Consider the following 18969-nt stretch of genomic DNA (forward strand, 5'->3'; position numbering starts at 1 on the left):
GCCCCACCGCACAGCGACGCGTCCCACTACCAGCACCGCACCGCGTCGCATCGCGTTTCGGCGCGGTTCGACTCACCGACCACCGCGGCGACAAGGTTTCTATCGGCCGCATCCGTGGACTCTCGTATGGCCTGTCACTTCTGCGCGATCGCCGCGGGCGACGCGGACGCCCACCGCCTCTACGAGACCGACGACGTCGTCGCGTTCCTCGACGCGAATCCCGCGGTGCGCGGTCACACGCTCGTCGTGCCGACGATTCACGAGCGCGACGTGCTCGACGACCCGTCGGAGGCGGCGGACGTCTTCGCGGCCGTGCAGACGGTCGGACGAGCGCTCCGGGTGGCGCTCGATGCCGACGGCGTCAGCGTCTTCTATACGACACCGGAGTTGGTCGGCGACGTCACGCACCCGCACGTCCACCTGCTCCCGCGGGACGCGGACGACGACGTGCATCTCGCGCTGGAGCGCGGGACGCTCGACGACGCCGCCGCGACGCGGTTGGCCGAGCGACTGCGCGAGCGCGTGGACGAGCGGCGTTGAGCCGTCCGCGCCGCGCTATCCGCGCCGATTGCTCCGGTGGGTCTCGGCTTCGAGTTCCTCACCGCGGCCCGTCCAGTCCGCGAAGCTCCCGGTGATGAGGGTGTCGCGCTGGTATTCGAGGTAGTCGTACTGCATGTCGTAGACGGCGTTCTCGAAGGACGCGCCGTCGTCGAGGTTCTCGCGGACGCGCTCGCGCTTCCAGTCCGCGGGCGTGACGCCGTGGCGGGCGCGCTGGCGCAGCGGCCAGAGGTACTTCGCCGCCGCCTCCTCGTCCAGCCCGCGCGAGCGGAGACCGGCCTCGGCCTGTTCGAAGAGGTCGGCGTACATCTCGTCGGCGTCCGTCGTCTCGCCGTCCACCCCGCGGTAGGTGATCTCGGCGTCCGACCCGTCGCGGACGGCGGCGTAGAAGTTCTCGCGCGCCGTCTCCCACGGCAGATCGTACAGGGGGTGGTCGCGCGCGACCATCGCCTCCAGCGCGCCCGCGAGCAGCGCCTGAAACGCCATCGTGTCGCGGACCGTGGGCTGACCGGGGAGCGGGCGGAACTCGATGCGGGCGTTCGCGGACTCCTTCGAGGCCCCGCCGAACACCGGGCGCACCCAGCGCCAGAACGTCCCGTGTTTCATCCGGAAGTGCGCGAACTCGTCGTCGAAGCGCCCGCCGGACGCGACGGACGTCGGGGGCATCGGGACGACGGTCGCGTCCGCCACCACGGCGTCGACGGCGTCCTGCACGCTGTCGAGATCGCGCGGGAAGCGCACCTTCTCGCTCTTCCCCGGGACGTTCAACACGTCCTCGAAGACGTCGATGCGGCCCTCGTCGTGGCCGTCCGCGAGGATCGCCTCGGGGGTGGCGTCGGCGTCGTAGAGGTCCGGCGGGTAGAACGGCGAGTTCACGCCGAGCGCCAAGAGGGGACCGGCGAGGCGGACGGCGTACCGGAAGTACGTCGGGAGGTCGACGGCCTGTGGCACCTGATAGTGGGGTTGGATGGAGGTGATGAGCGCCTCGGGCATCACCGTGTCCGCGTCGAGGGAGACGTGCGGGGCGTCGATCCCCATCGACGCCGGACGGTCGGTGTTCGCCATCGCGTGATACCGCGTCGAGGCGCTCATGTTCGTCGCGATCTCGACGCCGTCGTCGTTCACGCTGTCCGTCAGGTATTCGCGCGCCGTCTCCCCCTCCGGCGGGATCGTCCACATCGCGTCGCTCACGAGATGCAGCCCTTCGGCGTCCATCGGCTCGGCCGCGGCCTCCAGACGCGCGCGCACCTCCGATTCCTGCGCGGCCAGCCCGTACTCGTTCAACGGCTGGGGGCTCGCCGTCATCTCCGCGTTGTGGAGACCGAGTTCCTTCTCGAAGCCGACGAACTCCAGCACGCGCCGCGGGATGCGCGCGAGCGAGCCGTCGTCGGCGACGCCGTAGAACTCGTATTCGAGACCGACGATGGCCTGCGGGTTGTCGAACGTCCCCGCTTCGATCTCCTCTTTGATCACCGCCGCGTCCTCGCGAACCCGCTCGTCGAACGCGTCGGGGTCAACCGCCAGCACCGACTCGACGTCGCGTGCGAGCTCCGACTCAGCCATACCGGCGACTTCGTGCGGTCGGGACTTGAATGACGCGGCACCGCGGACGGGCGTCCGACGCCGCGACGTCGCTACTCGTCCTCGTACGCCTCGCGGAGATCGTCGAGGTGGCTCTCCAGCACGTGGAGCGCCGCGTCCGCGTCCGTGTACCCGCGCTCGTAGTCCTCGTAGACGGCATCCGCGCCGTCGAGGAACTCGTCGACCGCCTCATCGAGGTCGTCTCGACTCATGCCGTCACGTTCGCGCCGCGGGTTCGAAAGCGTCGCGATCCCGCGACGCCGCACCGTCCGCCTCCGCGCCCGTTAAGTGCACACTCCGGCTACGGTCACCGAATGGAGTTCGCCGAGTTCGCCGCGCGCGCCGCCGAGATCGAGGCCGAGCCCGCGGATCTCGAAACGGTCGCACTCGTCGCCGACCTGTTCGAAGCGGCGGACGCCGACCTGCCGATCGTCGCGCGCTTCGTACAGGGACGGGTGTTCCCCGCGTACAGCGAGCGCACGCTCGACGTCGGCCCGCGCCTCTGCCGCGAGGCCGTCGCCCGCGCCGCGGGGACGAACGTCGGACCCGGAGACGTCGAGGACCGCCTCGCGGAGACGGGTGATATCGGCGCCGTCGCGGCGGGCTACGACTTCGGCGGCCAGCGCGGTCTCGGGGCGTTCACCGACGCGGGCGACGACGCGCTGTCCGTCCGCGAGGTGTACGACGAACTCGCGGGACTCGCCGCCGCCGCCGGATCGGGGAGCGAGGACGAGAAGGTCGCGACGCTGTTCGGTCTCCTCTCGCGCTGCGAGCGCGACGACGAAGCGCGCTATCTCGCGCGCCTCGTCCTCGCCGAGATGCGCATCGGCGTCGGCGAGGGGACGGTCCGCGACGCCACCGCCGAGACCTTCGACGTCCCCGTCGACGCCGTCGCCCGCGCCCTACAGGTGTCGAACGACTACGGACTCGTCGCGGAGACGGCGCGCGACCGCGGCGCGGACGGTCTCGATTCGATCCACCTCGAAATCGGGCGGCCGGTCAAGGCGATGCTCGCGCAAGCCGGCAGCGTCGCCGACGCCGTGGCGGCGTGGGAGACGGTGGTGGCCGAGTACAAGTACGACGGGGCGCGCGTCCAGTTGCACCACGATCCAGACGGCCGGACGGGGATCTTCAGCCGGAACATGGAGGACGTCACGGACGCGCTCCCCGAGGTCGTCGAGTTCGCCGAGGCGCACCTCGACGTCCCCGCGATCCTCGACGGCGAGGTCGTCGCGATCGGCGACGACGGCGCGCCGCTCGCCTTCCAAGAGGTGTTGCGTCGCTTCCGCCGGAAGCACGACGTCGAGCGGATGCGCGAGGAGGTCGCCGTCGAACTCCGGGCGTTCGACTGCCTCCACGCCGACGGTGACGACCTCCTCGACGCGCCGCTCGTGGAGCGCCACGCGACGCTCACCGACCTGCTCGACGACGCGGACGCCGTCTCCGATCTCCTCCGCTCGGACGACCCCGACGAGATCGAGGCCTTCGCGGCCGAGGCGCTCGCGGCCGGCCACGAGGGCGTGATGCTCAAGGATCCCGCGTCGGCCTACACGCCCGGGAAGCGCGGGAAGCAGTGGCTGAAGCGCAAGCCGGACGTCGAGACGCTCGATCTCGTCGTGACGGGCGCGGAGTGGGGCGAGGGCCGGCGCGCGGAGACGCTCGGGACGTTCCTCCTCTCGGCGCGGACGGACGACGGCTACGAGACGATCGGGAAGGTCGCGACCGGTCTCGACGACGAGGAACTCGCCGATCTCGACGAGCGACTCGAACCCCACGTCCGCGACGAGGACGGCCAGACGGTCGTCATCGACCCCGCGGTCGTCCTCGAAGTCGGCTACGAGGAGATCCAGCGCTCGCCGACGTACTCCTCGGGGTACGCGCTTCGCTTCCCGCGCTTCCTCGCCGTCCGCGACGACAAGGACCCCGCGGACGCGGACTCACTTTCGCGGGTGGAGCGCCTCGCCGAGAAACAAGGGTAAACGCACGCGTCCCGAACCCCGCGTATGGCCCCTCGCGCGGCCGTCGTCGACCTCGACGGCACGCTCCTGCACGGCGACACCCTCCTCCCCGGTGCCCGCGACGCGATGGCCGCGATCCGCGAGCGCGTCGAGCACGTCGTGTTTTTGACGAACAATCCGACGATTCCGCCCGAAGCGTACGCCGCGCGCCTGCGCGATCTCGGCGTCGAAGCGGCCCCCGACGAGATCCTCACGGCCTGCACGGCCACGATCGCGTACCTCCGCGCGCACCACGCGGACGACGCCGTGTTCGCCATCGCGGCCGACGCCATCGTCGATCAGCTCCGCGACGCCGAGCGCGACCTCGTCGCCGATCCCGCGGCCGCCGAGTGCGTCGTCGTCGGCTACGATCCCGGCTTCGACTACGACGACCTGCACGCGGCGCTGCGCGCGCTCCGCGACGGCGTCGGCTTCGTCGGCACCGACCCCGACCGCACGATCCCGACGGCCGACGGACCGATCCCGGGGTCGGGGGCGATCGTCAACGCCGTCGCGGGCGTCGTTGAACGCGACCCCGACGCGGTCCTCGGCAAACCCTCGCGGGAGACCGCCGAACTCCTCCTCGACCGCCTCGGCGTCCCCGCCGAACAGTGCGTGCTGATCGGCGACAACCCCGAGACGGACATCGTCATGGGCGAGCGCGTCGGGATGACGACCGTCCGCGTTCGGACGGGGATCGACGGCGGGAGACGCTCTGAGAACGAGGAGCGGGCCGATCACGTCGTCGCCGATCTCGGGGCGGCCGCGGCGCTGCTCGACTAGTCGAGGATCCCCATCTCGGTGAGGCGCTCGGGCAGGTACGTGTCGGTCACGAAGTCCAGCCCGCGCGAGGCGAGCGCCTGCTGTTCGGCCTTCTTCCCGATGTCGAGCTGGAGTTCGATCTGTTCGGTCCAGAACTCGGACTGGAAGCGCGGGTCCTCCAGTTCGGATTCGAGGGCGTTCACGTCCGAGTCGCTGAGCGGGTCGGTCGGGAGGTCGTACTCCACGATGTCCGCCGGCCGGATGCCGATGAACCGCGCCTCAGGCGTCGCGAGGTACTCGGAGAGGTGCGCGGACTTGATCGAGCCGTAGGAGACGGAGCCGAAGATGCGGTACGACCACGGGTCGCCGTCCGTGAAGACCGTGACCGGGAGGTCGAGTTCGTCGTGCAGGCGCTTCGTGAGGCGCCGCGTCGCGCGCGCCGGCTGACCGCCGAGGTGGACGACGAGCGCGTTGTACTCGTCGTCGAAGCCGTTCTCGACGAGGCGATCGCGCATCCCGCCGGTCTCGACGCAGAGGACGAACTCGGTGTCGTGATCGATGAACTCGATCGTGTCGGGGTTGTTCGGGATCTGGTAGCCGCCCTGCCCGACGTCGTCCTGACAGTGGATTTCGCGGTCACCGCGGTTCGTCTGCTCGCGGATTTTGAGGGGTCCCATCACCTTCGCGCCACTCTCCTCCGGGCGCATGTGGAAGTCCTCGCGCTTCACGCCGGAGACGATCTCCAGATCCTCGACGAGGCTGTCGGACTCCGACTGATTCGTGAACTGCGCGGCCTCCTCGTCCCACGACTCGGAGAGGTAGTAGAGTTCGCGCAGCGTCGAGGAGCGGTCCTCCGCCAACTGCTGGGCGAGGAAGTCGATGGTGTAGACGGCCTTCAGGAGCTTGCGCGCCCCGGAGGCGGAGTTCGCGGAGCGCGTCGACGTCCGATCGCCGTACACCCAGACGTCCGCGTCCTCGTCGAAGACGATGTTCGACTTCGAGCGCGTCGGTAGCTCCATCGCGGGGATCTCGCCGTCCGCGAACTGGTCGTAGAACTGTGCGGCCATGTCGATGAGGCGCTCGCGCGCCGCGTCGTCGGATGCGGTGTCTGAGCTCATTCTTGGGAGACGGTGAGTTTCTCGTCGGCGACGCCGCTCACGGAGAGGTCGCAGTCGGCGTCGTCGCTGACGGCGTATTCGAGGGTCGCGTCCTCGCCGCTCGCGACCGTCGGCGACCACTTCACGAACCACTCGCCGTCCATCTCGACGACGGTGCCGTCGGTGAGGTCCGCTGGCTCCGCGGAGACGATGTCCGTGAGGTCGATCTTGGCGTTCGCGTCGGTGTTGTTCTCGACCGTGATCCCGACGACGCCGTCCTCTCGCTCGCGCTCGACGAGAACGTTGTTCATGATGCGCGCGAGCGAGTCGTCCACGTCGACCGGTTCGCGCGCGGTCATCTCGGCGACCTTCTCGGCCATCGTCGGCAGGACGTCCATGATGACGCTCTGCTTCTCGCGGCGCTTCTGTCGCGATCGGCGCTCGTTGAGGAACCCCTTGAGGTCGCGGGCGGCCTCGCGGACCGCGAGTTCGACCTCGTCCTCGATCTCGGGGACGGAGGCGATGGCGTCCTTCGACTCGCTCGTGAACGGGACGTTCGTCGAGGCGACGTGCACCATGATCACGCACGGGCCGCTCGGGAGACCGCTCCCGCCGGGCTGATCGAGACCGTAGTTGCGCCAGCCGATGTCCTTCAGCACCTTCGTCGTCGCGCACGCGCCGCGCTGGTAGACGAGCGGCACGCGGTTCGCGAAGCGCATCACGTCCACGGTCCCCCCCGAGTCGAGTTCGCCGCCGTAGGCGATGCCGGCCTCGACGACGAACGGGTCGCCGCCGTGGACCTCGGCGTCGCGCGTCGCCGCGGCGTAGAAGTCCGCGTCGAACTCCTTGCGGAGGCCGGCCTCGATGAGGTCGTCCTCGATCGGCGCGAGACACGAGGTCGGGGGCGCCATCACGTCCACGGCGCTCATCGCCTCCAGCAGGTCGCGCGCGAGATTCCGGTCGGACGCGATCTCGCCGGCGGCGGGGAGATCGTCCGTGACGGCGTGCGCGCCCGCCCAGATCTCGCCCGTGACGTTCTCGCGCGCCGTCTCGCCGACCGTGACGCCGTCGACGTTCTCGGTCGCGTCCGCGGCGCGCTCGACGAACTCCCGGAGTTCGTCGCGCGTCACGCGATCGCGCGGCGTGTCGTCGCCGAACTTCGCGGCGAGGCGCTCGGCGATCGCGTCCACCGTCGCGTCGTCCTTCTGCGTCGTCGTCGCGGCGTCCACGTGCCGGTAGAGGTCGCCCCGTCGGTCGGCGGTGATCACCGCCCAGAGCGCGTCGACGACGTTCTCCCGCACGGTCGCGCCGAACGTGATCTCCGTCTCGGTCTCCGCGGCGACGTCCGCGACGAGCGCTTCGAGGTCGGTGTACGAGAGCGCGCCGCGATCGCGGACCGCGTCGGCGACGGCGGCCGCGAACGCCGCCGTCGCGTCCGCGGGCTTGTTCGACACGGCGTCGGCGATCCGTGCGTCGAGGTCGTCCTCGCTCGCCCCCGGCACCCGCCACGCGAGCTCGCGTCCGTCGTGCCGGTCGCGGAAGGCGTCGCAGATGTTGTCCGCCGTCTTCGCGCCGACGCGCGTGAACTCCTCGCGGAGGAAGCCTCGAACGGTGCGAGAATCCGTCTCGCCGAGCATCTTGATGAGCGCGCCGAGTTCGACGCCGTGGGGATGGGGGCGGATCTCCTCCGTCTCGGCCGGAAGGCTCGCGTCCTCGGCGCGCTCGAACTTGAACGTCTCGTTGGGTTCGCGGAGTTCGAGGCGCGCGTGCGGGTTCACGACCGCCGTGTGCTCGGCGTAGTCGTGGAGCTGCCCGCGTGCGCGCATGTTCGCCTCCATCTCCAATTCGATGCGCGTCCCGTGCGAGCGGTCCCACGAGACCGTCTCCTCCTCGCTGATCACCGGCTCGTTCGTGTCCGTGTCGATGACGAGCTCGTAGTAGTTCGCCTCGTCGGACCCCTGCGTGCGCGAGGTGATCTTCGCGGGCGTCCCGGAGGTCAGCTGGCTGTAGAGGACGGCCGCGGAGATTCCGATCCCCTGTTGACCGCGGCTGTTCTTCACGGAGAGCGCACCGTCGTTCGCGACGACGAAGTTCTCGTCCTCGCTTGTCGCGCCGGGAACGGAGATGTCGTAGACGTACTCGGGCGCCTCCGTCTCCTCGACCGACTGCACGGGGAGGAGACACATGTCCGTCTCCGTGAGCCCCTGCAGCGCTTGCAGGGTCGAGTAGAGCGCTTCGAGGGCGTCCGTCGGCTCGTGATCCGCGTCGAGGAGCCCCATCTCGACGAGGTTGTGCGTGTAGCGCGGTTTCTCGACGGCGTCACCGTCGAGCGCCGCCTCGATCAGGGACTGATACACCTCGGCGTGTTCGACGGACGACCCGACACCGGCACCGCGGAGCAGTCCGGGGATCGTGTCCGGGACGGTGTGTGCGTCCACGTCGTCGACGCGGACGTCGTCGAGGAGCGACGTCGGGATTCGCTTGTACCCCTGTTCGCCGGTCGGCTTCCGCTCGCCGAAGTCGTCGAGGACGCTCAGGTCCTCGCCGTACACCGTCGTCCGGTAGGTCGTCGAGCCGTCCTCGGCGTAGCCGCTGGTGTTCTCGGCCGTCTCCGTGCTCGCGAGGACGCCCTGCATGTTCCACAGGACGGAGATACCGCGCGCGAGCGTCTCGCTCACCGTCGTATGGGAGAGCTCGTTCCCGGGGTGGGAGTCGGAGCCATCGCCCCGATAGACCGCGGTGAGGAACTCGCGCTGGACGTCCGCCGGCGCGTCGAAGAGGAACGACGGGACGCGCTTGTTCTCGGCGCCCTTCCCGCAGACGTTCCCGAGGAACATCGCGAGCGGCGAGCCGAAGGCCTTCACGCGCGTCGAGTTGCGCTCGCGTTCGACGGTCGTGGTCCCGCCGCCGACGCCCGCGACGGCCGTTTCGGTCGCCTCGATCAGTTCGTCCTCGTGCGATCCGAACGTGAATCCGACCTGTCGCGGGCCGACGTGCCCCTCCGCGACGTAGTAGCCGAGAAGACGGGCGAACTCGTCCGTGAGCGGGACCGTGACGGGAATCGTCGTTTCCTCGCCGCCGACCTGATACGTTTTGAGGTCACAGTCGGCGGCCCGCTCCTCCCAGCCGAGTTCGAGGACGGTCGACGCGGGGAGATAGCCCTTCTCCAGATAGTTCGACTCGAGGCTGTCCTTGAGGACGTCGACGCCGTCGTATCGGTAGTACGTCCGCTTTCGCTCGCTGTCCTCGCGCGGCTTCTTTCGGATCGTCTCCCCGCTCCGAATCTCTTCGAGGGCGTCCCGATCGAAGCCGTAGACGTACAGCCGGCGGTCGTCGAGTTGCTCGCGCGTGAGGTGTTCGAGGAGGTTGGCCGATTCGACCGGATCGTCGGTCGTCGGGAGCGAACGCGGCGTGAGAACCGCGTCGCCGGGTTCGAGTTCGCCGGCCTTCACCTGTTTCGTCTCTCCGTCTTTCGTCACTGAGAAGAGGCTGTGATTGCCCGTCACTTCGACGGTGCGCCCCTTCTCGGTCGTGATCTCGTACGTCCGCTCGTCCGTCTCGTGACGGATCGCGTGCGTGACCGGTTGCCACGACATCTCGTGTGTCCCGCGGTCGAACGAGGGGACTTCGATGTCGGCCGGGAGCGGGGCGGTCGCCGCGCCCTCCGTGGGGAGGTACGCGTCGCAGAGCACGCCGATCGGGACGGTCTCGACGACGCCGTCGCGTCGCACGAGGAGTTCCTGATCGGGCGTCAGTGATTGCTCGCGACTGTGGAACCGTGAACCATAGAGGAGTTTCCCGAAAACTTTCGGGATCTGCTCCTTGGTGATACCCGGTCCGTTGTCCTCGACGACGAGCGTGTAGTAGTCCCCCGACTCGTCGATCTCGATGTAGATGTCGGGGAGGATACCGGCCTCCTCCGCGGCGTCGAGGGCGTTGTCGACGGCCTCCTTGACGGCCGTGACGAGCCCGCGGGCCCCGGAGTCGAAGCCCAGCATGTGCTTGTTCTTCTCGAAGAACTCGGCGATGGAGATCTCGCGCTGGCTCGCGGCGAGCTCCTCCGCGATGCCATCGTCGTCCCCATCGGCGAGTGTCGACTGGAAGGACGTCATTTCCGTATCGGCGACCTTGGGCACACGGCTATAAAACCCCGTGGGTACAGCGGGGTGAAAGTGAAAGACGACGCGGCGAAGCGGCGGTTCCGGGCCGGCGACGCCCGCGGCGGGCGTCCGACGCGTGCCCGCCTACAGCGAGAGACCGCGAATCTCGACGCTCTCGCCCTCGCGGACGGTGCCGATTCGCTCGCCGTCCGTCTCGGTGACGAGCATCTCCGCCTCGCCCTCGGAGAGCGCGACGACGAATCCGGTGCCCATGTTGAACGTCCGGTGCATCTCCTCGTCCGCGACGGAGCCGCGTTTTTGCACGAAGTCGAAGACGTCCTGCGCGGGGAGGGGATCCGTGACGTCGTACTCGAAGTCGCCCATCCGCGAGAGATTCGTCCACCCGCCGCCGGTGACGTGCGCGGCCGCGTGGACGTCGCGCTCGCGGAGGTGCGGGAGGAGGTACGTGTAGAGCCGCGTCGGCTCAAGCAGGGCGTCGCCGACCGTCTCGTATCCCTCGTGGGGGTAGTCGTCGTCGTAGCTCCCGTCGTCGCTCGTCGCCGCTTCGCGGGCGAGCGTGAGACCGTTCGAGTGGATGCCGGTCGAGGCGAAGCCGACGAGCGCGTCGCCCGCCTCGGCCTCCCCGGGGAAGAGATCGTCCTCGCTCGCGAGACCGGCGACCGTGCCCGCGAGGTCGAAGCCCGTCACGACCTCGGGCATCACGGCCGTCTCGCCGCCGACGAGCGCCATGCCGGCCTCCTCGGCGCCCGCGGCGAGACCCTCGCCCACCTGCGCGGTGAGCCTCTCGCTCGGTTCGTCCACGGCGAGGTAGTCGACGAACGCGTCGGGCGCGACGCCCGCCGCGACGAGGTCGTTGACGTTCATCGCGATGCAGTCGATGCCGACGGTGGAGTAGTCGTCCATCGCCTCCGCGACGAGCAGTTTCGTGCCGACGCCGTCGGTGGCGAGCGCGAGGTACTCGTCACCCACCGGGACGAGTCCCGCGTAGTCCGTCGTGTTCCCGACGTCCGCGACGGCGTCGACGAGCGCGGCGGTCGCGGCCTCGCTCGCGTCGATGTCGACCCCCGCCTCGGCGTACGTCATGCCCTCCTCGTCGTCCTCAGTCATACACGGACGTGCGCAATCGGGAGCGAAAAGGGTAGCGGTGTGTGCTCAGACGTACAACGCGGCCGCGGCGAGCAGGACGCTCGGAACGGCGACCGCGAGGTAGACGTACGTGTTCCACTCGCGGACGGTGTTGCCGTCGAGCGGCCCGACGGGGAGCATGTTGAACCCCGCGAGCAGGAGGTTGATCGTCACGCCGCGCCACCCGAGTCCGCTGCCGAAGGCGGCGAGCGCGAAGACGGCGGCGAGCGCGAGGTTCGTCACGGGTCCGGCGAGCGCGATCAGGCCGCTCTGGCGCGGCGTGAGCCGGCCGCGGTGGACGACCGCGCCCGGCGCCGCGAAGAGGAAGCCCGCGAGACCGCCGAGCACCGCGAGCGCGAGCAGGCCGTAGTCCGCGCGGAACGCCGCGACCTGATCGTAGTGGACGGCGACGACCTTGTGCGCGAGCTCGTGCAGGAGGAAGCCGACGCCCGCGGTGAGGAGGCTGACGGCGAGCGCGAGGAGGAAGCCCCGCGAGGCGACGACGGCGCCGATCGTCGTGATCGTGACGCGCTCGTGGAAGAAGGTGAACGCGACGCCGAGGGCGAGCCACGCGAGGGCGAGGTCGCGCAGTTCGCGCGCGTCGAAGGAGAGGCGGGTCACGGCACCAGCACCCGGAGGAGGTCGAGGCTGTTCTGCGCCCCCTGCACGAGGACGGTCATGATCTCGCTCGCGCTACTGAGATCGCCGCCGACGAACGGGAGGACGAGCGGGATGAAGAGGAAGCTCGCGATCATGCTCCCGAGATTCGTGAGCGCGACGACCGCGATCAGGCGAAAGAGCGGCACGTCCGTCATCCGCGCGAACACCTCCCGGATGGGGAGCGTCTCGTCGCTCAGGATGTCGTTCAGCCGCCCGATATCGCTGATGCGCACGGGCGTGTAGCGCAGTTCGACGTAGCCGGCGAACCACCCCGGCGCGAGCAGCGGATTGATGCTCGTCAGCCACGCCACCGCGCCGCCGACGCCCGCGGACGTCCAATGTGCGCCGCCGAGCAGCGCGAGGCCCGCGGCGATCACGCCGTTGAACAGGAACCACGCGGCGAACAGCCGCAGGAGCGTGCCGTTGCTCACGCCCGCCATCAGCACGAGCGCGAAGAAGGCGAGAAACGCGAGCGTGAGGACGCTCCCGGCGACCTTCAGGAGCGAGAACCGCTTCTCCGCGCGACCCGTGAGGTCCTCCATCGGCGGCAGTTCCTCCGGATGCTCGAGGTAGCGTTCGATCCCGGCCTTGTGACCGGCGCCGACGACGGCGACGACGCGCTTGCCCTGCTCGCGGAGGCGGAGGATGTTGTGCGCGAGGTAGGCGTCGCGCTCGTCGATGAGCGCTTCGGCTCCCTTCGGGCTGAACTCGCGGAACTCCTCCATCATCGCGGAGACGACGTCCGTGTCCGTCAGCTCCGCCATCTCCAATTCCTCCTCCTCCTCGCCGCCGACGCCGACGACGGCGAGTCCGAGTTGCCCGACGAGCCGGAGTTTCTCGAGGAGGCTCATCCGCGCCCAGAAGCGCTGGATCGTCACCTGAATGTCCCGATCGACGAGCGCGACCTCCGAGCCGACCGCCTCGCCCTTCTCGACCGCCGCGAGCATGTCCGCCCCCGGGTCGATGTCGAAGCGCTCGCCCAGCCGCTGTTGGACGTAGGAGAGCAGCCAGTACGCGAGGAACTGGAGCGCCATGCTCCCCTGCAGGAGGTCGGCGGGCGCGATCTCGTCCGGCGTCCCGCCCTTCATCTGCCGGTAGCGCCCCTCGTCCAACTCGACCGCCACCGCGTCGGGTTCCTCCTCCTCGATGACGCGTTCGACCTCCGCGACGGAGTCCGCGGAGACGTGCGCGGTCCCGACGAGCCGCACCGATCCCTCGCCGTCGCGCGCGCTGTCACTCATTGCCGCGGGATTGGTCGGGCCGGGCCTTACGTGTGTCGTCACCCAGCGACGTCGAGCGCCGCGCCCGCCGCGAGCACGAGGGGGCCGGCGGCGAGCGCGGGCGGCGCGGACTGGGAGGTGGTGACACGGGCGCTCGCGGCGTCCGGGCAGGCCACGGCCGGGAAGAGGCCGGCGACGGTGCCGAGGAGGCCGAGCGGGACAGCGAGCGCGCCGAGACGCCGTCGCGTCGCGTCCATCCGCAGGTTTCGCGCCAGTCGGACGGCGGCGACGAGGCCGATAAACGCGAGGCCGACGAACGGGACGCGGGCGGCGAGCAGTTCCCAGCAGGCGATGAACGCCGCGGTCAGGAGCGCGTCGACGCCGACGCCCGCGAGGACGCCGGTCAGCGTGACCGGGGCGGAGCGGGCGGCGGAGGGCATGTGTCTGCGCCCACGCACGCGACAAAAACGCTACCCGTAGCCTTCGCCGCGGATGTCCCCGCCGGAGACGCCGACGCACGAGCAGACGTCCTCGAGCGTCTGCACCATCGCGGAGACGCCGCAGGCGTACACTTCGAGGTCGTCGGGATCGATCCGGGTCTCGATGTCCGTGGCCGGCTCCTCGTCCAAGAACTCGCGGAGGTCGGCGTCCAGCGTGGGCGCCTCGACGCCGTCCACGAGGTACTTGATGAGGGTCTGTTGGACGTAGTCCGTCTCGCCCGTCCACCCCGTGAGGTATCGCTCGCGGGTGAGACACGGGACGAAGTGGAAGCCCTCGTGTTCGGCGTCGAGCGCGCGGAACTCCTCGCGGAACGCGAGGTCGTCCTCCCACGACGCCCCGAGGAACACCCAGACGTCGCGCGCCTCGCCCTCGTAGGTGTCGAGACCTTCCTCGTAGAGGTAGGAGACCATCGAGCGCAGCGGCGCGATCCCCGTCCCGGTCGCGAGGAACGCCATGTCCTTCGCGGAGGGATCCTGCAGCGTGAAGTCGCCGTTCGGACCCCGCAGCTCGGGCAGGTGATCGCCGGGTTCGAGTTCCGCGCAGAGCTTCTCGGAGAGCCGTCCGCCGGGGACGCGTCTGACGCAGAGCGACATCTCCTCGGCGTTCGGTGACGACGCGATCGAGTAGGGCCGCGGCGTCCCGCGGAAGCGGATGGTGACGAACTGCCCGGGCGCGAAGTCGAACGGCTCGTCGGGATCGAAGGCGACCTCGACGAGCGACGGATAGCCGCGTTCGTCGCGCTCGCGGAGCGTCCGGAGTTTCGTCCGGGTCACGTCCGGGAGGTCGAGATCCGCGATCGCGTCCTCGAGGGCGTTCCACGCGATCCCGTCGTCAGCGATGTGTTTCGTGACGTCCGCGCCGTGCTCGCGCAGGAGCCGGTGAACCGCGCGTCTGATCTCGTCGCCGCGGCGCTCGTCGAGCGCGTCCACCCGCGCCACCGTCGCGGTGTCCGTCAGTAAGGGGAGTTCCTCGACCTGCTCGTCGAGTCGCGGGTGCGTGCTGTCGGCCATGTGCGAACGCTCGCGCGCGAGCGCCGTAAACGCGGCGGGGTCGCTGGCTTTAGATGAGCGCGGACTCGACGACTTCGAGCGGGTGTTTGATCTCGTAGCCGGTGCCGTGCTCCATCTGCATGGCGCAGGTGGGACATTCGGTCATGCCGACTTCGCCCTCCGCCTCCTCCATGTGGTCGAACATCTCCTCGCCGATCTTCATCGACGTCTCGTACTTCTCCTCCTTCCAGCCGTAGGTGCCGGAGATCCCGGAACACGAGTCGCCGACGTCCTCGGCGTCGACGCCCGCGAGGTCCTCGAACAGCTCGAGCGCCTGCCCGTCGAGACCCTGATTGCGGGCGTGACACGGCGCGTGATAGGCGAGTTCGGCGAGGTCCTCGTCCTCGACGACGGCCGCGGAGAGCTCGCCGGAGAGGTCCTCCTGCACGCGGAGGTATTCGAGCGCCTCCCACGTGTTCTCGGCGAGGTCCTCGATGCCGTCGATGTCGAACAGTTCGGGGTACTCCTGCCGGAGCGCCATCGAGCACGACGTACAGGAGGCGATCGCGTCGTAGCCCTGCGTGACGAGGTCGCCCATCGAGGAGACGTTCACCTTCGCGTGGCGCTCGGCGTCCTCAAGCATGCCATTGGCGAACATCGGCGTTCCCGAACAGCGCTGCTCGGGCACGACGAGTTCGTAGCCGAAGTGCTCGAACACCCGCACCATCGCCTTCCCGACCTCGGGGGTGTTGTAGTTCGCGTAACAGCCGTGGAAGTACGCGACCTTCTTCTCCGCGTCCACGTCCTCGCCGCGACGCTCGCGGGCCTCGCGGGCGCGTTCGCGCGAGCCGTCCGCGCCGCCCTCGCGCTCCCACCACTCGCGGAAGGTCTCGGTCGCGAACGCGGGGAAGTCGCGTTCGCTGGTGACGCCGAGGGTCTTCTCCATCGCCCACCGCGCCGGCCCGAAGTTCATCGCGAAGTTCGCGATCCGGGGCATCTTGCTCGCGAGGAAGGCGGAGGTCCGGTAGTTCGCGAGGATGCGGTTGCGCCAGTAGGTCAGGCTCGTCTTCGAGAGCTCCTCATCGACGTACTCGGCGCGCGCGGTGTTGTGCATCTGCGAGAGCGGCACGTCGCTGGGGCACGCGGAGTCACAGCGCATGCAGTTCGAACACTTCGAGATCGACGAGTCGACGGAGGTGTCCTCCTTGCGCTTGAGGCGCCACTGCTCGGGACCCTGAAACTTCGGTCCCGGGAAGTCGTCGTCGACCTCCGCGACCGGACAGTTGGTGTCGCACGTCGAGCACTTGTAACACGAGTCGGCGCCCGGCCGGAGGTCGGGCGTCTCCTCGTCCTCGAAGACGTCGATCGGTTCGAACTCGTCGCTTGGGGATTCTGCGTCGCTCATTGTGTATCACTGCCCGCGGCCGTCCCGGCGGCGTCGCCCGTCGCGAGGCTGACGCCCGTCCCGGAGCACTCCGCGGCGAAGTCGTGGCCGCCGACGACACTCCCGGCGGCGCGGAGATTCTCGAACTCGATTCGTCCGTCCGCGTCCCGCGGCCGCAGGTCGTCGTCCACGACGACGCCGAAGCGGGGGTAGGGCTGCTCGCCGTAGACGTCGTCGACGAACCAGTCGTAGCGGTCGGCCGGATGGGGGACGTGGCAGTCGAAGACGGGTTCGCGCACGCCCCCGCGATCCGAGTCGAGACCCTTCCCGACGAGCCCGCCCGTCGCGAGGACGAACGAGTCGGCGTAGTGGGGGACGTGCTGGCCGTTGCGTTCGACGACGGCCGCGGTGAGTCGCCCGTCGCCGTCCGTCTCGTAGTCCACGACCGGCCGGCGGACGACGTGGACGCCCGCCTCGCCGAGCGCGTCGCGATAGGCGTACTCCAGTCTGATTCCGGGGAGGCTCGGCGGTCCCATCGGGACCTCGAAGACGTCGGCGTCGAGCGCGTCGGCGAGCGCCGCGCGGATCTCCGCGGGATGGTCCTCGCCGAGCACCGCCGGGAAGCCCACGCGCGGCTCGCCCTCGTGGACGCGCGCGACGTGCGCCGCGAGGCGCTCGCGTTCGCCGTCCGCGTCGCCGTCGAGGGCGTGCGCGTAGCGCGTGACCTTCGCGTCCGACCGGGGGTCGCCCGGGAAGGCCACCGTGGCGCCCCGGACGCGAACGGGACGCCGGCGGCGTCGAGGTGCTCGGCGGCGAGCGGCGCGTCGAAGTCCGTCAGCGTCTCGAAGCCGACGAGCAGGACGTCGCGGTCGTCGCTCGCGAGGCCGGCCGCGGCGCTCGCGGGGTAGCGCGCCGTCGGCTTCACCGCCCCGCCGTGCGTCGGCAGGAGGGCGTTCGTATCAGTATGCTCGCCCCGGTAGCGCTCGCCCGTCACGTCGTCGAAGCGGGCGAGTCCGTCGCGGATCGCCTCGACGCCGACCTTCGCGTAGGGGTGGTCCGCGGGGAGGTCGTCGATGGCGTCGAACGGATCGGCGAGCAGGTCGCCGTCCGCGTAGCCGAGGACGTCCACGAGACCGCTCGCGTGCCGGAGCGTGCTCTGCTTCTTCGTGACGAGGCGCACGGACGCGCCCGTCTCGGCGGCCGCGAGCGCGGCGGTCATTCCCGCGACGCCGCCGCCGACGACGAGGACGTCGTCCTCAATCGCCATGGGTCTCCTCCTCGACGCCGCCGTCGAAGGCGTCCCACGCCACGTCCGCGCCCGTGCGCGCCGGATCGCCGTCCTCGTTCAGCGTCGCGGCGTGGAGCGCGTAGTTCAACATCGCCTGCGAGAGCTGTTCGCCCCAGAGCCCGTGACGCTCGCCCTTCCAGCGCTCCGCCCACAGCTCGTCGAGCGCCGCGCGCGCGCTCACCTCGTCGTGTTCGGGGTGGAGTTCGGCGGCGATCCGGTGCGCGCAGCGCCCGCCCTGACAGTTCCCCATCGACGCGCGCGTCCGGAGGCGCACGGCGTTGAGGTCCGTGCCGGCCTGCGAGATGGCGTCCTGCACTTCCGCGCGCGTGACGCCCTCGCAGCTACAGACGACGGGGTTCGGGTCGCACGACGCGAGCACGTCCGCCGTGCGCGACCCGAGGCGTTCCGTGCTTCGGCGCGCGACCGGCGAGCGCAGACCGAAGCGCTCCATCGCCGCGTCCAGATCGCCCTCGCGCTCGCTCCCCGGGAGGGGCGCCTCGGCGGTGTCGCACGCGGCCTCGACGCCGAGCTTCCCGCAGACGTGGTCGGTGATGGACTCGGCCATCATCCGATAGGTCGTGAGCTTCCCGCCGACGATGCTCGTCATCCCCGGCAGGTCGTCGCGCTCGTCGTGATCGAGCGTGAAGTAGTCCCGCGTGATGTCGGTCGGGTCCTGCGTGCCCGTCCCCGGCGGCTCGTAGAGCGGCCGGACGCCCCAGAAGGAGCGCAGCGTCCGGGCCTCCGCGAGGATCGGGACGAGCTCGCTCAGCGTGTCGATGACGAGGTCGACCTCCCACTCCTCCTCGGGGTAGTCCTCGGGGTCGCCGACCTCCTCGTCCGTCGTCCCGAGGATGCACGCGGTCTCGTGGGGGACGATGATGTCGGCGTCGCCCTTCGGCCGACAGCGATTGACCACGGTGTCCACCTGTCGAGTGTTCATCACCGTCATGACGCCCTTCGAGGGGCGGACGGCGACGTCGAGACCGGCCATGTCGCCGATGCGTCCCGCCCACGCGCCCGCGGCGTTCACGACGTGGTCGGCGTAGACGTCCTCCGTCTCGCCGGGCGTTCCGTGCTCGCGCGGGCCTTTCCCGGACTCGTGGCGCACCGTCGCGCCGACGATTTCCCCGTTCTCGACGAGGAGGTCGACGACTTCGGCGTGCGTCTCGACGCGCGCGCCGTTGCGCTCGGCGTCGACGGCGTTCGCGACGCAGAGGCGGAAGGGATCGACGGCGGCGTCCGGCACCGCGATCGCCTTCTCGACGTCCGTCGCGAGATACGGCTCGCGTTCGCGCGCTTCGGCGCCCGAGAGCACCTCTGCGGGGATGTCGCAGTCGCGACACCCCTGTAGTTTCTCCTGAAAATACTCCTCTGAGTCCTCGGGGCGTTTCACGAACAGCCCGCCGGTCTCCTCGACGCAGTGGCCCGCGATGTCGCGGAGGACGCGGTTCTCCTCGATGCATTCGCGCGCGCTCGACTGATCGGAGACGGCGTACCGCCCGCCGGAGTGGAGCAGGCCGTGCATCCGGCCGGTCGTCCCGTTCGTGAGGTTCCCCTTCTCGACGAGGGTCGCGTCGACGCCGCGTCGCGCGAGGTCGCGGACGACGCCGCAACCGGTCGAGCCCCCACCGATGACGAGGACCTCGGTTCTCGTACCCATGCGGTTCGAGTGTACATCTCGCTCGC

General features: G+C 69.9%; 14 protein-coding genes and 3 pseudogenes. 3 read left to right on the forward strand and 14 right to left on the reverse strand.

The annotated features are described in order from the left end of the window. Positions 1-126 precede the first annotated feature (126 nt). The gene (locus tag AOZ13_RS06390; RefSeq protein ID WP_020221736.1) at positions 127-540 is read left to right on the forward strand and encodes an HIT family protein; all 414 of its coding nucleotides are present in this window, start codon (positions 127-129) and stop codon (positions 538-540) included. A 15-nt stretch (positions 541-555) separates the two neighbouring features. Here AOZ13_RS06390 and AOZ13_RS06395 read toward each other — a convergent pair whose 3' ends face one another. Both AOZ13_RS06395 and AOZ13_RS14420 read right to left on the reverse strand, forming a co-directional pair. Further along, entirely contained in the window at positions 556-2121 is a 1566-nt protein-coding gene (locus AOZ13_RS06395; protein ID WP_020221737.1) for a hypothetical protein, read from the reverse strand. Between the two features lie 71 nt (positions 2122-2192). Beyond that, positions 2193-2351: a hypothetical protein gene (locus tag AOZ13_RS14420; RefSeq protein ID WP_020221738.1), complete on the reverse strand. Its 159-nt coding sequence runs from the start codon at positions 2349-2351 to the stop codon at positions 2193-2195. Positions 2352-2453: 102 nt separating this feature from the next. Here AOZ13_RS14420 and ligA point away from each other — a divergent pair, with 102 nt between their 5' ends. Next, entirely contained in the window at positions 2454-4118 is a 1665-nt protein-coding gene (gene ligA, locus AOZ13_RS06405) for an ATP-dependent DNA ligase LigA (protein ID WP_020221739.1), read from the forward strand. A 24-nt stretch (positions 4119-4142) separates the two neighbouring features. Beyond that, the gene (locus AOZ13_RS06410; protein WP_021780128.1) at positions 4143-4919 is read left to right on the forward strand and encodes an HAD-IIA family hydrolase; all 777 of its coding nucleotides are present in this window, start codon (positions 4143-4145) and stop codon (positions 4917-4919) included. On the opposite strand, the gene AOZ13_RS06415 is transcribed toward AOZ13_RS06410, so the two are convergent. From AOZ13_RS06415 to glpA, 12 genes and pseudogenes are all read right to left on the reverse strand, one after another. Then, a complete protein-coding gene (locus AOZ13_RS06415) occupies positions 4916-6016 on the reverse strand; it encodes a DNA topoisomerase IV subunit A (RefSeq protein WP_021780129.1) in 1101 nt (366 codons plus the stop codon). The two genes, AOZ13_RS06410 and AOZ13_RS06415, sit on opposite strands and share 4 nt — an antisense overlap. Further along, a complete protein-coding gene (locus AOZ13_RS15670) occupies positions 6013-9564 on the reverse strand; it encodes a DNA topoisomerase VI subunit B (RefSeq protein ID WP_394324676.1) in 3552 nt (1183 codons plus the stop codon). The genes AOZ13_RS06415 and AOZ13_RS15670 overlap by 4 nt, the downstream gene beginning before the upstream one ends. Then, a pseudogene (locus AOZ13_RS15675) lies at positions 9538-9726 on the reverse strand (hypothetical protein); the annotation flags it as partial. The pseudogene AOZ13_RS15675 and the gene AOZ13_RS15670, both read right to left, overlap by 27 nt. Before the next feature lie 24 nt (positions 9727-9750). Next, positions 9751-10107, reverse strand: a pseudogene (locus tag AOZ13_RS15470) (ATP-binding protein); the annotation flags it as partial. A gap of 132 nt (positions 10108-10239) precedes the next feature. After that, positions 10240-11223, reverse strand: a complete 984-nt coding sequence (gene purM, locus AOZ13_RS06425; protein WP_021780131.1) for a phosphoribosylformylglycinamidine cyclo-ligase — start codon at positions 11221-11223, stop codon at positions 10240-10242. Between the two features lie 45 nt (positions 11224-11268). Next, positions 11269-11862 carry a zinc metalloprotease gene (locus AOZ13_RS06430; protein WP_021780132.1) on the reverse strand — a complete coding sequence of 198 codons (594 nt, stop codon included), beginning with the start codon at positions 11860-11862 and terminating at the stop codon, positions 11269-11271. Beyond that, the gene (locus AOZ13_RS06435) at positions 11859-13142 is read right to left on the reverse strand and encodes a TraB/GumN family protein (protein ID WP_020222804.1); all 1284 of its coding nucleotides are present in this window, start codon (positions 13140-13142) and stop codon (positions 11859-11861) included. Before AOZ13_RS06435 ends, AOZ13_RS06430 begins: the two co-directional genes overlap by 4 nt. Before the next feature lie 38 nt (positions 13143-13180). Continuing rightward, entirely contained in the window at positions 13181-13561 is a 381-nt protein-coding gene (locus AOZ13_RS06440; RefSeq protein ID WP_021780133.1) for a hypothetical protein, read from the reverse strand. Positions 13562-13591: 30 nt separating this feature from the next. Beyond that, positions 13592-14632 carry a ferredoxin--NADP reductase gene (locus AOZ13_RS06445; RefSeq protein WP_020222448.1) on the reverse strand — a complete coding sequence of 347 codons (1041 nt, stop codon included), beginning with the start codon at positions 14630-14632 and terminating at the stop codon, positions 13592-13594. A gap of 49 nt (positions 14633-14681) precedes the next feature. Beyond that, positions 14682-16016 carry an anaerobic glycerol-3-phosphate dehydrogenase subunit C gene (locus tag AOZ13_RS06450; protein ID WP_020222449.1) on the reverse strand — a complete coding sequence of 445 codons (1335 nt, stop codon included), beginning with the start codon at positions 16014-16016 and terminating at the stop codon, positions 14682-14684. After that, positions 16013-17262, reverse strand: a pseudogene (glpB, locus tag AOZ13_RS15680) (glycerol-3-phosphate dehydrogenase subunit GlpB). Before glpB ends, AOZ13_RS06450 begins: the two are co-directional and overlap by 4 nt. Further along, positions 17252-18943: an anaerobic glycerol-3-phosphate dehydrogenase subunit GlpA gene (glpA, locus tag AOZ13_RS06460; protein ID WP_020221647.1), complete on the reverse strand. Its 1692-nt coding sequence runs from the start codon at positions 18941-18943 to the stop codon at positions 17252-17254. The pseudogene glpB and the gene glpA overlap by 11 nt, the downstream one beginning before the upstream one ends. Between the last annotated feature and the right edge of the window lie 26 nt (positions 18944-18969).

This window comes from Halarchaeum acidiphilum MH1-52-1 (genome assembly GCF_000474235.1).
GTDB lineage: Archaea > Halobacteriota > Halobacteria > Halobacteriales > Halobacteriaceae > Halarchaeum > Halarchaeum acidiphilum.